Source organism: Brenneria nigrifluens DSM 30175 = ATCC 13028, assembly GCF_005484965.1.
Classification (GTDB): Bacteria; Pseudomonadota; Gammaproteobacteria; order Enterobacterales; family Enterobacteriaceae; genus Brenneria; species Brenneria nigrifluens.
Map to the genome: position 1 here is coordinate 3,005,135 of NZ_CP034036.1, position 14,560 is coordinate 3,019,694.

At 63.9% G+C, this 14,560-nt stretch carries 7 protein-coding genes; 1 reads left to right on the top strand and 6 read right to left on the bottom strand.

Features of this window, described 5'->3' with window-relative positions:
• The first annotated feature begins 83 nt into the window (after window positions 1-83).
• Entirely contained in the window at window positions 84-4,301 is a 4,218-nt protein-coding gene (locus EH206_RS14135) for an amino acid adenylation domain-containing protein (protein WP_009113500.1), read from the top strand.
• 2 nt (window positions 4,302-4,303) lie between these two features.
• Here EH206_RS14135 and EH206_RS14140 read toward each other — a convergent pair whose 3' ends face one another.
• The 6 genes from EH206_RS14140 to EH206_RS14165 all read right to left on the bottom strand — a co-directional run bounded on the left by EH206_RS14140 (window position 4,304) and on the right by EH206_RS14165 (window position 14,543).
• Window positions 4,304-5,626, bottom strand: a complete 1,323-nt coding sequence (locus EH206_RS14140; RefSeq protein ID WP_009113501.1) for a condensation domain-containing protein — start codon at window positions 5,624-5,626, stop codon at window positions 4,304-4,306.
• Window positions 5,627-5,757: 131 nt separating this feature from the next.
• On the bottom strand, window positions 5,758-7,374 hold the full coding sequence (locus tag EH206_RS14145; protein ID WP_040343294.1) for a surface lipoprotein assembly modifier: 1,617 nt from the start codon (window positions 7,372-7,374) through the stop codon (window positions 5,758-5,760).
• 37 nt (window positions 7,375-7,411) lie between these two features.
• Window positions 7,412-8,260 (bottom strand): factor H binding protein domain-containing protein, encoded by an 849-nt coding sequence (locus tag EH206_RS14150; protein WP_009113503.1) that lies wholly within the window; start codon window positions 8,258-8,260, stop codon window positions 7,412-7,414.
• A gap of 85 nt (window positions 8,261-8,345) precedes the next feature.
• Entirely contained in the window at window positions 8,346-10,892 is a 2,547-nt protein-coding gene (locus EH206_RS14155; protein WP_009113504.1) for a TonB-dependent siderophore receptor, read from the bottom strand.
• Window positions 10,893-11,103: 211 nt separating this feature from the next.
• Window positions 11,104-12,120: a helix-turn-helix transcriptional regulator gene (locus EH206_RS14160; RefSeq protein WP_009113505.1), complete on the bottom strand. Its 1,017-nt coding sequence runs from the start codon at window positions 12,118-12,120 to the stop codon at window positions 11,104-11,106.
• A gap of 161 nt (window positions 12,121-12,281) precedes the next feature.
• Window positions 12,282-14,543, bottom strand: coding sequence for an aminoglycoside phosphotransferase family protein (locus EH206_RS14165; protein WP_040343297.1), 2,262 nt, complete (start codon window positions 14,541-14,543; stop codon window positions 12,282-12,284).
• Window positions 14,544-14,560: the final 17 nt, after the last annotated feature.

Below are 14,560 nucleotides of genomic sequence, written 5' to 3' on the forward strand. Positions count from 1 at the left end.
TGAAAATACGAATGATTTAAATTACCATCTATATGTAATATATTCATGCTGTTTCATTTACTCAACTTTGAGGGGCTTCCCCGATGAAAGAGTTGACTCCGATGCAGGCGGCCAGTTGGGTCGGCCGACAGTCCGGGCAACATCTGGGCGGCGTGGCGGCGCATCTATACGCCGAATTCGACGGCGCCGGGCTGGATATCGACCGGCTGGAGCGCGCCGTCAGCCGCCTTTATCAGCATCACCCGATGCTGCGGCTGCGTATTACCCCTGAGGGGCGGCAGAGCATCGCGCCGTTGGACGAGCGCCGCCACCGGCTGCGCATCGACGACTGGCGGGACGCCGCGCCGCCGGACATCACGCGTTATCTTGACGCCAAACGCCGCAGCCTAAGCACGCAGCGGCTGGCGCTTAAGCAGGGTCAGGCGAGCGATATCAGCGTCAGCCTGTTGCCGGACGATCGCTGCCGTCTGCATATGGATGTGGATATGATTGCCGCCGACGCCCAGAGTTTTCGCATACTGCTGGAGGAGCTGGCCCGCTTCTACCACCGGCCCGCGGCGGCCGCGGACGCGGCGGACGCCGCCTATTTCCGCTATCTGGACCAGATGCGCGCCGATGAAAGCCTGCAACGGCGCTACCGGCGCGATAAACAGTGGTGGCATCAACGTCTGGCGGCCATTCCTCCCGCCCCGCCCTTGCCGCAAAACGGCGCGGCGGGAGAGTGCCGCAGCGATAGGCTTGCCGCGCGGCTGACGCCGGCCGAGCGCCGCTCGCTGGAGAAAACGGCCCGCGACCGGCATCTGACCCTGTCGACGCTGTTTCTCTGCGCCTTTGCCGGAGTACTGGGAAGCAGCAACGGCGTAACCCGTTTTCGTCTCAACGTGCCGATATTTCATCGCCCGCCCTACGTCGACGGCGTCGAGCGCATTATCGGCGATTTCTCCAACCTGACTATCCTGGACGTGGAATACTCCCCCGGCGCAAGCCTGGCGGCGTTTTGCCGGCAAACGGCACAGCGGCTGGCGCGACTGCTTAGCCATAGCCATTACCCGGGGGTGAACGTGCTGCGCGACCTGTCCCGCCATCATGGCGGCGTGCAGATTGCTCCGGTGGTGTTTACCTCGGGGCTGGGGCTACCCGGCGGCAGGCTGTTTTCCGACGCGGTGCTAAAAACCTTCGGGGAGATGAACTGGGTGATCTCCCAGGGGCCGCAGGTGGCGCTTGACGCGCAGGCGGTCGACGTCCATGACGGCATTCTGCTGAACTGGGACATCCGTCCGGATTGCTTTCCCCAACCGGCCGTCGGCCGTCTGTTTGAGCGCTATCTGAACCTGCTGCGCCGCCTGGCCCGTTCCCCCGAGGCGCTGCATCAACCGCTTGAGCAACTGTGCGGCGAAGAAAAGGCGCTTCCCCGGCCGGAGCGGGAAAATATCGCGCGCACGCCGTTAACCGCCCTGCAACAGGCTTATCTGGTGGGCAGAAGCGAACAGTGGCCGCTGGGCGGCGTCGCCATGCAGGATTTCCGCGAGTACCGGGGGAATTTTCCCGTCGCCGTCCTGCGCCGACGGCTGACCGAACTGGTGCGTCGGCATCCGGCGCTGCGCACCCGGATAGATGCCGATACGCTGAGCCAGCGGGTATCCCCCGACGTCGTCGTCAATCTGGATGAAATCGATCTGCGCGCCCTGCCCCGCGCCGACGCCCTGCGGCGGGCGGACGAGATGCGGCGCGCCTGCTCCCACGCCCTTAACGACCTCGCGCTCGCGCCCTGGCATATCTGGATCATCGAACTGGCGCAGGGCGACGGGCGCGCGGACGAGGATTTCACTACCCTGGCGTTCACCAGCTTCGACGCCTTGATTATGGACGGGGCGTCGATTTCGGCCATCCTGGCGCAGCTGTTCGCCGCGACGGAAACCGCGCCGCCCGCGGCGCAGGCGGACGACGGCCCGGCGCCGATCCCGGCCGGAGAGCGGCGGGATGACGAAGGCTACTGGCGCGAAAAGCTGCGGGACTTCCCGCCGCCGCCCGCTTTGCCCTGGAAACGACCGCTGGCGTCCATTCCCTCGTCGGGCTGGCGCCGGGAAAGCGTTACGCTGCCGCGCCGGATGCTGAAAAAAATCTCCGCCATCGGGGCGCATCACGGCCTGTTTCAGAACGCCATCCTGTCGGCCGCCATTCTGGATACGCTATCGCTCTGGAACCGGGACGGCGCGTTGGCGGTGGGCGTGCCGGTGGCCTTTCCGGCAGCGGACGGCCGGCTGGGCAACGCCGCCACCTTTGCGGCGCTGCGTTTCGCCCGGGAGCCGGAGGACTTTTTCGCCGCCGCCCGCCGTTGGCAACAGGATACTCTGGCCGCGCTGCACCATCTGACGTTTTCCGGGGTCGACCTGACCCGCCTGCTGCTGCAACGGCACGGGCAAAGCCCGGCGCTGCCGGTGATCCTCACCAACGGCCTGGCGTGGGAAACGCCGCCCGCCGACGCGCCGATGCGTTTTCACGCCGGGCTGACGCAGACCCCGCAGGTGGCGATGGATATCCGGCTGTTGCGGGATCGGCATCGGGATCTGCTGCTGGCGGTGGATTATGCCGAACAGGCGCTGGATCGGGCGGTGGTGCGGGGCATGCTCCGGGCGATGGCCCGCAGGATCGCGCTGCTGGGCGACCGGGCGGAGCCGGCCCCGCCGCCGGGGCGCTTTATCGATTATCGCCACTACCGCCGCAACGGCGACGAGCGCGATTTTATCGGCAGCGGCTTTCTCGCCCGTATCGCCGCGCATCTCTTCGACTCTCCCCCCGATAAAGCGGCCGTGTACTGCGGCGACCGGACGATTTCGTATGCCGAGCTGGGGCGGTCGGTGGCAACGGCGATGGCGAACCTGCGGCGCCAGGGCATGACGCCCGGCAAGGTGGCGGCCATTGTCCTGCCCCGTTCGCCGCAGCACCTGACCATCGTCCTCGCCTGCGCGTTACAGGGTATCGTCTGGCTGCCGGTTGATACCGGCTCGCCGCCGCAACGTATGGCCTATCTGCTGACCAACTGCCGCCCCGATCTGGTGGTGGGCGATGTGGGCGTCGCGGAAATAGCCGCCGTATCGCCGGAGACGCTGCTATCGCCCGTCGCGCAGCAGGAACCCGTCCCGCCGCGGGCGGAGTTATTCGAGCGAAGCCACAGCAACGATCCGGCCTATTATCTCTACACCTCCGGCACCACCGGCAACCCCAAGTGCGTGGTGCTCAGCTATCGGGCCACCGACAACACCATCGGGCAGACGCTGGCGAGATGGAACGTCGGACGACGGGACGTGTTTATCTCCGTCACCCCGCCGCACCATGATATGTCCCTCTTCGATCTGTTCGGTTCGCTGTGCGCCGGCGCGACGCTGGTGCTGCCCGCGCCCGATGAGGAAAAGGACGCCATAGCCTGGAACCGGCTGATTGAACGCCATCGCGTCTCCCTGTGGTGCTCGGTCCCGGCCATACTTGAGATGCTGCTTTCCTGTACCCGGGGCGAACAGCTAAGTTCCCTGCGGCTGATCGCCCAGGGCGGCGATTACATCAAACCGGCCACCGTGCGCGCGCTCAGGGAGCGCCTTGCCGCCGCGCGGCTGTTTTCACTGGGCGGGCCGACGGAAACCACCATCTGGAGCATCTGGCACGAAATCACCGCCGACGATAGCGACGTCGTCCCCTACGGCAGGCCGCTGCCGGCAAACCGCTATTTTATCTGTCACGATACCGGCGAACATTGCCCGGCCTACGTCGTCGGCCGCATCTACACGGCGGGGGTGAATCTGGCGCTCGGCTATCTGGAGAACGGCGTACTTAAACAGCACGATTTCGTTACCCTGAAGGATGCGGAGGGAAAACCGCTGCGCGCCTTCCGCACCGGCGATCGCGGTTATTATCGTCAAGACGGCGATATTATCTTCGCCGGCCGTGTCGACGGCTATGTCAAGGTGCGCGGGGTGCGGGTTTCGCTGTCGGAAATAGAGGCGGCGCTGGCTAAACACCCGGCGATCGACGCGGCGGCGGTGGTGGACTATGCGGCGGGGGAAACGGGCGAGATCGCCCTGGGGGCGATGTATACCTCGCGCCATGGCGCGGAGATCCCCGTCGCCGAGCTAAGGGCATTCGTCGGCCGCTATCTGCCGGACACCCATGTGCCGACCCGCATGGTTCACGCCGCGGCGCTGCCGTTATCCGCCAACGGCAAAACGGACCGCCGCCGTATCCGGCTGAGCTTCAGCGCCGCAGCGCCGACCTCCGTCAGCGCGTCTACCGCCGCGGGCCGGGCCTGAGGCTAACGCGCCGGGTCCGGCGGATTGAACAGCGCCCCAAGCCGCCGGGTCAGCGCGTCCTCCCGCACCGCGCGCCGCATAAAGTCCGGCAGCGTTTGCCGATGCCGGATAAATTCATCCTGCCGCAACAGCGCCGCATCGGCGTCAACCTCCACGCTCAGCCGACGCGCGTCCATATGTCCGCGCCAGGTGATGTTGAAACCGTCGCCGGGGCCGCTGGCGAGCACGTGCCGACGGCTGCGGCACCCCGCGAAGCAGGGCGGATCAAACGGCAGCACGTTGACCAGCGGGGAGAAGAAATAGCGGGAATTCGCCGGCAGTTGCCGATCGGCGGCGATCCGCTCAATGCGATAGCGCCCGTGCAAACGCTGCGTATGCAGCTCCCGCGCCGTGCGCCGCAGGAAATCCAGCAGGTTTTCATGCGCCGCGGCGCGGATAAACAGCGGCAGGATATTGACCAGCAAAGCCGGCACGTAGGCGGCAACCGGGCTGCGGCGATTCATAAACGGCACCCACAGCGGCAGGATCTGTTGCTCTCCGTTGCTGCGGCGCGGCAAATGGTAAAACAGATAGGCGCCGGAAAGGGCCAGCAGCAGATCGGGCCAGCCGATATCGCAGCGCTCGGCCATATGCTGCAAATCGCCGCTAAAACGCGCCGATAGCCGGCAGGCGAAATGCCGGCACGGGGCGCCGTAATCTTCGCCGCCCTTATGCAGCACCGGCAGTTCGACGGGCGCCGCCAGATAATCCCGCCAGTAGCGGCGGTCGTCGGCGCAACGCCGGCCGGCGCCGTACTCCCACTCCTCCGCCAGACAGCGGGCGAACGGGTAAAAGGCGTCGCCGCCGTCGCCCTTGCCGATACCCTGCGCATACAGGTCGGTGCAGCGGTGTTCAATCAACGTCATGCCGTAGCCGTCGATAACGATGTGGTGCGCCCGGATATACCAGAAATAGCGCGCGTCCCCCACCCTTATCAGCCAGCTCGCCGCCAGCGGCTGGCGCAATAAATCCAGCGGCTGCTCAACGTCGGCGCGCATAAGGCGCAGCGCTTCCCGCCGGGGATCGGGGCAGTGCCGCACGTCGATGCGCCGCAGCGGGGGCGCCGCGGCCGGATCGCAGCGCTGTAGCGGCTGCCGTCGCCGCGCAATGGCGAAGCGCAGCGCGAACGCCTCGGTTTCCCCGATGGTCAGCGTGATGGCCCGGGCCAGGGCCTGCTGATCCACCTCGCCCCGGATATCGATATAGTGCGCCACCGTGGAGATCGGTTGATCGGGATAGAGGCAAAACTCCTGCCAAAAATCCAGCTGTGCCGGTGTCAGGGGCATCCACCCCCTATTCGGTTCTATTGCTGACATATCCTGTACCTTGTCGCGTTGCAAACCAGGTTAACCTCGCGCGCCGCGCAAAACGCCGCGCTTAATGATAATAGCACTTATTATCATTAAGCGACGCCGCGTCAAAACTCCTTGCTGAAGGAGAGCATCAGCTGATTGGAGGATTTGCCATAGAACGCCGGAATATTGCTGGTGGTTTTTTCACGCTGATAAACCAGCCGCGGCGTAATGCCCTGAAAAGTCCAGGGCCGGTACTGCAACCGCAGCGCAAGGCGGGTGACGGCGTCGCGGCGCCGGACGCCGAAAAAGGCGTTCTCCTCGTCAAAGCGCTTGCGCCCGAATCTTAGCTGCATTCTGACGTCCAGGCCGCCCTGCGCGATATAGGTAAAGCCGCCGTTGACGCCGCTCTGCCGGGAAGAGACATCGGCGGCGCCCAGCTTCTCGCGCTCGTGGAATACCCCGCCGTAGAGCAGAAAACGGTTCGAAACGGCGCGCATCAGATTCAGGCTGTGGATGGCGATCTTGCCGTCGTACAGCTCGCCGATGGGTTGCCGATAGTAGCGCCGGTCCAGAAGACGATACCCCAGCGCGGCCTGCCAGCGGGGCGTCAGCCAGCGGCCGTAACTGGCGCTCAGCCCGACGTCCCTGGCATAACTCTCGCCCCCCAGCCGCCGGTAGGTGTAAACCGGCCCGACGGAAAAGGTATCGCGCAGGCTCTGGTACTGGTAGTCCAGCCCCAGCAACGCCGTTCTTTCGTCGTAATGGTTGTCTCTGGCGTAATTAAGCGCGTTGAAATAGGCCGAATAGCCCAGAAAATGGTTGCCGGCAAGGTTGACGTCCTGCTCCAGCGTCACGAACAGGGACTGGCCGGAACTGCTCTGCCGGCGGTTGTTGTTCCTGAACGGCAGGCCCCACAGATAGATGTATTCCACGTCGCTGCCCTGATTGTAGTTGTCGGTGTGCAGCAGATCGGCGGTAAGGTTGAGCGACGGCCTGGCGCGTTCGGCAATCCGTTTCAGGTAGTTTAGCGACAGCTCGCGGAACAGCGGCTCCCGCGGGTTATCGGCCAGCAGCAAAAATTGCCGTTTCGCCTGGCTATAGGATTTGTTCTCGAACTGCATCACCGCCAGGTCGAAGCGCACATTGTTCAGCGTCGGGTCGGCGTCGAGCATTTGGCGATACAGGTCGATGGCCGGCCCGAGCCGCCAGCGCGCCCGGAGCATCGCCCCTTTGACGAAGCGATAAAGCTGCCGGTCGTGGCGCGGATGGCCGGCGTACAGCGGCAGCACCCGCTCGATAGTGTCCCAGTCCTGATGTTGCAGCGCCGTCTCCAGAATCAGCTCCGCCACCGCGCTATTGGCCGCCACCGCGGCGTCGTTCAATACCGGCGCGGCCGGGCTTTCGCCGCGCGGCGCCCGACGACGACGCGCGCGCTCCAGCGCCTCGTTCTGTTCTTTTTGCCACTGGCGGTCGATATCGGGCGCGGGAAAGCTGCGCTGTTCGCCGGGAATGACGGGCATCTGCCCACGGGCGGCGCCGATGGCGGCCGGCAGAGGAAACAGCAATGTGGTTATGACGATCTTCAGAATAGATGGCGCATACGGCATACCGGCGATCTCGGGTGCGTGGGGCGCGCCGGACGCGGGGAAATCAGACTGCCGCGCGGCCCGCAAAGGCAAAACAACGCGCCGGAACGGTATGCGGCGACGGCCGCCGCGCTCCGGCGCAGGTACACTCATCAATAATCAACGGCTGGTTCTCCCCAATCCCTGGCCATTAGCGCGCGGCGGAAAAGCCGATGCCGCCCAGGATATTCTGCTGGCTGGGCTCGGACAGGTCGTGGATATGGCCGGCGATCTCCTCGGCGTTGGGACCGTAGACCCCCAGATCATATTTGGGATCGTAGTTGGCCAGTTGCTCGTTCAGCTTCTCATTGTTGCTGGTCAGGCTGACGCCGCCGTCAATGATGCGCAGCTGGCTTCCCCTGCCCCTGCCGATAGCGGTCAGCGCCGCCGTTTCCAGCGTGCCGTCCAGTATGAACGAACCGAACTGCGGCTGATTGCCCGTTAGTCCGGCAAACGAACCGCTGCCGGTTCTGGTGGCGGTGTCGATGGTATAGGTCAGCGAACCGTTGCCGGAGGTGGTGATATGGTTAAACACCTCGCCGGAGTAGGTCAGCGTCTGGTTGCCCAGCGCCGCGAACTCACGCGTTGTGGTGGCCCGACCGACCACCGCGCGCACAAACTCGCGGTCGCTATCGCCGTTCTGGATCGCCTGAATGGCGTTATTGCCGATCACCGCCGAATATTGGCGCTTATAGATACGGAAAGCGGAGTTGTTGTAATCCAGGTTGCCGATGTCGTACTCACCAACCACATACAGATCCGTATTGTTCGGCAGGCTGTTCAGATCGATGGCGGCGGCGTTCACCCCGTAGGTTACGCCGTTATACTCAAAGGTGCCGTAAAAGCCGCCCGCCTCGGTAAAGGTAAAAGGCGCGGCACCAGAATTACCCAGCGCCGGGTTATTGATGAATTCCGCCGTGGCGCCGCTGACGGCGGCGCTGAACAGCAGCGTGGAGCCGGCCAGCAGGCCGGAGACGGTTACAGCGACTGATTTTTTCATGATTTATTCCTCTTAAAAATCAATTAATTAACAGTTTTTGAATATCGAGTTAGTGGTATTTGCCGTTGCACCTCCTTGGTGGTGATTAGAACTGATAATTCAGCGTAAACATTACGTTGCGCGGCACGCCGTACATATCGCGGCGCGGCGTTACGTAATAGGTTTTATCGAACAGATTCTGCACGTTAAGCCGCGCGCTTAACGCGTTGGTGATACGGTACTGGGCCATCAAATCGATGGTGGTCGAGCTGCCCAGATCCCATTTGGACATGGACAGATCGGGATAATTTTTCTCAATAAGCCCTTTTTGATACTGGGACCAAAATCGTTTGACCTTACCCTTAAAATTAACCCCCACGCCCAGATTCAGCCTCTCGGCGGCCTGCCAGTTGGCGAACAGCTTGAACTGGTGTTTGGGCAGCGCGGCGTAGCGCCAGCGATACATCTCCATAGAGGCATACTGCCCGTCACCATTCTTGCCCCAGGCGGTCAAATCGGGCCAGGTGGTATCCATAAAGGTATAGGCGGCGTTAACTTGCAGGCGCGGCGTAACGCTGCCGCTGGCGGACAGCTCCACCCCCTGCACTTTTAAGCCCGGACCGGCGAATACCGGCTCCAGCATGGTGTCCGCATAGGAGCAACCGGAGACGCCATGCCAGGCGCAGCCATAGTAGGTGGTGTAATAGGGCAGGTTGTCCTGCTTGGTATGGAAATAGGCGATCTGGGTATTAAGCCTGTCGCCGAACAGGCTGCCCTTAAGGCCCAGTTCGAAGGTGTCGTTTTGCCGCTCTTCGATGGGATTGCCGTCGTAGCCGACGATGGCGCCGGCCTCGCTCTGCGGGTCGAGGGTGCGCGCGTAGCTGATATAGGCGGACCACTGGTCGGTCAGATCATAGACCAGACCGCCGAACCAGGAAAAGCCGCTCTGGTCCAGCTTAAGCGAATAGAGGTCATCGCGCACGCCGCGTCTGAAGACGTCCTGGTCCGACTCCCACTTGTTGTAGCGGCCGCCGGCGATGACCATCAGGCGATCGGTCAGGTTATAGCGCCCCGACAGGCTCAGGCCGTACTGTTTTTCCCTGGTCAGCACATCCGCAAGCTTGGCGTCATAGGTGTAGTAGGCATTGTAAAGAGCCTGAGAGGAAGCGCTTCTCAGATACGGCCTCGGCATGTTGCCGTTGTTGAATTCGTCCAGCGTGCAATTCGTCCAGCGCAAGGTGTTGCCGCAGTCGGTGTATGAACTGATGCCGGACTGACTACTAGCGTAGTAAGGCATGGTGACCTTATTGCGGTAGCCGGAGAAGCCGGCCACGATTTCGGCCTCGCGCCCCAGCAGCTCGAACTTGCCGTTAAGCGAGACATCAAGATTGTGCAGCTCCGCCTCCGGCCGCCACTGCCCGAATAAATAGTTATAGGTTCCCTTATACGCACCGATTTCATTGTAACTATCAAGAAATCCGTAAACCGTATGGAAATCGGACTTGTTGTAGTTGTAGGCCACATTTAGCGTCCATTGATCGTTCAGGTAGTGGTCGGCGTTGAGAAAGGCGTTGATATTCTCGTTTTTGGCGAAGGTCCAGTCGGTGGCGTTATTGGCGCTGCGGCCTCCCGGAAACTTGGGGGGATTATCAGTAATGTAACTACTGGCTACCCCCTGCGCCATCACCGGACTAGCGCCGTCGATCTTCTGGTAGCCGTAGACCAGGCCGCCGCGCAGCAGCGTATCGTTCCCCAGCGGCAGCTCCAGCACGTTGTACAGGGTGTAGTCCTTCTTCCCGACGCGGTCCATCCAGTGGTCGCCGTCCTGCGCCACGCCGACCATGCGCCAGCGCAGGCCGGCCGATTCGTTAAGGGTGGTGGAAAAATCCACCTCGGCGCGCTTGCGGTTCCACGAGCCGTAGCCGACGCCGGCGTTGAACTGCGGCGCCACCGTCGGTTTCTTGCGCACCAGGTTCAGGGTGGCGCCGGGGTCGCCGTTGCCGGAAACCAGCCCGGTGGAGCCGCGGATCACGTCGATGCGCTCATAGATGGCGCTGTCCATCGCAAAAAAGCGGTTGTTGCCGTTCAGACCGCGCGTCATGATGCCCCCCGAGGGCGCGACGCTGGTCAGCACGCCGTCGAGCAGAAAGTTGCGAATGGCGAAGCCGCGCGAATAGTACGAGGTGTTGCCGGCGCCGGTGACGCCGTACTGCATCACCGTTACCCCCGGCGCGGCGTTGAGCACCGAATGGATATCGGTCAGATTCTGTTCCTTAATCTGCTTCTCGGTAATCACCGACACCGTCTGCGGCGTGCGCTTTAGCTCCAGATCGAGTTTGGTGGCGCTGCTGGAGCGCCTGACGCTGTAGCCGGTGGCGGCTTCCTGCTGGGGGTTGAGCGGCGCGGTGACCAGAATTTTATCTTCAACCTCCGGCGGCCGGGCTTCCTCCCGCGCCTGGGCCTCGGCCGGCGCCGTTTCCGTCTGCGCCGCATCCGGGTTCGCCGCGCTCTCGGCGGCGGCGTGGTGGCCGAACAAAAGGATCAGCAGCGCGGCGGCCGATGATAGCGGAGAGCCGATACGCATGCCGGCCGGGGCCGTACGCGCATGCCAGCGCGCCAGCCTGAATGGATGGTAGGACGTAAGTTTATTCATTTTCCCAGGGCACCAAGTTAAGAATAAAATTTGTTAATGAGAATAAAACGCATTTGTAATCAGACGACATCCTAGCCCTCATTCAGCGGGCCATGTGTGCCGAGCGGGAAAAGTTTGGCGCCGAGCGGGAAAAACAAGAGTCTGAAGCGCTCTCCCGCCCGTCGCGGCAAGACGGAAGAGGCGATGTGGCGCGGATAAGGTTTTGGATGCGCTATTGACGGCTGGGGCTGTAGCCGTATTCGCGCTGGAACGCCTGGGTGAACCTGCTCGCGCAGGCATAGCCGCACTGCTGCGCGACGTGCTGCACGGTGTAGCGGCCGGAGTCGATCATTTCGCGCGCCCGCTGCATGCGCAGGCGGCGCAGATAGCCGGCGATGCCCTGCCCGGTACGCTCGCGGAACAGTTTTTTCAGGTAGCACTCATTGATGCCGGCGCGGCGCGCCAGCTGGGCGATGGTCAGCGGCTGGTTCCACTCGGCGTGCAGGATCTCCAGCACCTCGTTGAGCGCGCGCTGCCAGCGTTGCGGCAGCGCGTTGGCGCCGTCCGGCGCCGCGTCCGCACAGGTCGTCAGGAATCTAAGCAGAATTTCTATGGTCAGCGACTCCAGCTCCAGGCGGGCGAGCAGCGAGTTATTCACTTGCAGGTTCAGCACGCGCCGGCAGAGCCGGCACAGGCCGTCCGCCATTTGCGCCGTGGGCCGCAGCACGGCGTATGAACCGTGCCGGTGAAGAAAGGAGATGTCCACGCCCTGTTCCTGCAAAGTGAGAAACATATCGCGCGGGATATCGATAGAGACGCCGCTGAGCAGGCAGCCGACGGGAACGCTGCGCCGCAGCACGCCCGGCGCGGTACGCAGCAGGATATCCCCGGCCGACGCCGTGAGACTCGGATAGTTGGCCACGCCGTGGCCGATCTGCCCGCTGACCATAAAGCTCAGGCTGACGCTGTCGGGCAGCGTCGGGTGTTCGTTTTCCAGCGGATGCGTCAGGCGGCAGCATCGGCGTCCGACCATGATGCCGTTGTCGAATTCGTGCATATCCGTCCACCCTTCCCCCAGCGCCCGCTGAACCAGGTAGATCTTCTGCTTGCCCGCCGCGCATTGCAGGGGGCAGGAAGCGCAGTCGGACTCGATAAAGTGCGCGTGATGGGCGCTATAGCAACCGCTGTATTGCTCCAGCGGCGAGGCCGTTCGCCGCGTTTGTCGGTGGCGCAGGCCATACGTAGGCATGATGCGTCCTCCCCGTGTTCCGAGCGCCGGCCGCTTAGCAATAAGCGCTGGTCGCTGGTCATATCGGTTAAAACATAATCACACCCTGATACAAATACAAATAATTATTATCATAAATATGACTCTTATTTTGCTATAAGCCGGGGGAAAACCGCCCGCCGTCATAATCCAGACCAGCGGTGCAGCGCTTTCTCGCACAGGGCGATCAGCGTTTCCGTGGTGTGGACGCGCTCGGCAAACTGCGTGCTTAGCGAAATATGCCGCAGCAGGGAAAGGTGGGTGAATCCCTGCACGGCGTCGAGAGCGACGCCGGGGGAATGCGCCAGAAAGGCGTCGCAAAATCCCTGCTCATGGGGCGCCAGCGCCGCGCTGTCCCCATGGCAACGCAGCGCAAACTCCTGCACATGGGCGATATAGTTTCCGGCGTCCAGCGCCGCCGGACCCAGGCGGCACAGATCGAAATCCACCAGCACCAGCCGCCCCGGCGCATCGTCGGGCACTAGCACCTGATCGAAGTAAAAGTCGCGGTGCAGGCATACGTCGCGCTCATTAATCAACGCTATCGCTCGTTTTTCCGCCGCGTGCAGCAAAGGGTCCAGACGATCGCGCCAGCGAGGGTGGCACGCCGCCACGTCCGCCAGGCGACGCCGCAAGATGGCGAGCTCATCCTCAATGCCCCAGCGGCGGGCCGCGATTTCCCGCCGCAAGGCGCGGTTTTGCTGCAAACGCGCCAGCGCCGCGCCGACGCGCTCTCCCAGTTGGCGCAGGTTTTCAGCGTCGGGAAAGAGAAAATCGGCCATCGGTCTGGCCGCAACCTTGCGTTGCAGCCAGAGGTTAAACGACGGCACCAGGGCCAAAGGTTCGGGCACGGCGACATCCGCGCGGTTATCAAAGCCGTTGCGCCACAGCGTCAACTGGCAGCGGAAAGCGCGTTCGTCCACGCCTTTCTCGCCGTATTTCCCCAACAGCTCCCACGGCGCCGCCTGCGCGGGCGGGCTTATCCGGTAATGCACCAGGGCGCGCTTCCCCGGTTTATGACGCACGATTTCGCTATGCGTCAACCGGCTGCCCGCCGGCGCGCCGGACGCGGCGAGCACCGCGTCGGCGACCCTTTGGCTATCCCGCAGCGCGGCCACGCCGTCGCTCGCCGCCACTGCCGCGCCGGACGGCGGCGCATCGAGCAGGCGCTCCGCCGCCGTCAGCAGGGCGTCGAGCTGGGCGGGCCAGCGCGCCGCCCGTTTGCGAAAAGGCTCCGCCGCCAGACAGAGCGCGGCCCAGGCGACGTACCCGCCCAGATCGCCGAGCGGCAGCGCGCGCCGCGGCAAATAGCCGGCCAGCAAGGCGGCCACCGCGCCGTCCGCCTGCTCGCGGCTCACCGTCCGTTCAATTACCTGCAGCTCCAGCCGCGCCTGAAAGGTGGCGATATCGGCCAGGGGATTCCCGTACGCCGCCCGATCCCAATCCACGATGCGCAGCGCGCCGTCGCCACGCAGCCTGATTAGCTGATCGGCGGAAAAATCGCCGTGAATCAGCGTCGGCGGCGTCGTTAGCCGCATCAGACGCCGGGCGATGCGCGCCGCCAGGCGGATAAAGCGCGGCACGCTGTGCGGGGCGACGGCCATCAGCGTGTTCCTGACGCGCCACAGCGCTTCAACGTCGTCGCTGCCGCGGCGGCGCAGCGGCAGCGAAAAATCGCTGTCGTGCACCTCGGCCAGCTTTTCCCCGGCAAGGCGCATCTCCCCGAGCGGGCAGTCGCCGCGCTGTTCCGGGCACAGGCTCTCCCCCTCCAGCCAGCGCGTCGCCAGTAGCCGGCGTTGCGCGTCCGCCCCCACTAGCGCGATATGCCCCAGCGCCGCGCCGATGGCGTTGCCCTGCACTATGCGTCCATACTCTTGCGCGCTTGCCCAGCGCAGCACCGCCAGCGCTTGACCGCGGCAGGCGATTTGCGCCACCGCGCGCCTGCCGGGCTTATAGCGCAGCAACCGCCAGCCAAGCGGCACCGAGGGGTCGATTTCCGGCAGCCACGCCGCCATCTGCCGTCCCAGCTCGCCGGGATGGTACAGCAGCGACAGCCCCGGCAGGTCGCTATCGTCCGCCGCAAGCGCCACAATCACCGCCGCATCCGGCAACAGGCTCGCCGACTGCGGCGCGCGCCGCCGAACGCGGGCGAAACGCTCGGGCGTCAGGGCCTTGGCGTAATAGCGGCGGCAAGCGCCGTCGGCGTCGGTCAGCAGCAGCCCGGCGACGCAGCTGGTGGCCGGCTTATAGCGCAGATATTCAATCGCCAGCGCGCGCGTGCGCTCCAGTTGCGGCAGCAGGCGTATGCGCCGCAACAGCGCCTGGGCATCCAGCAGCAGAGACAGGCCGGGCAGCGCCGGATCGCCGTTGACTATTTTCGCATCCGCACCCCGCCACATTTTCATCTCCCTCCCGCGCCTGC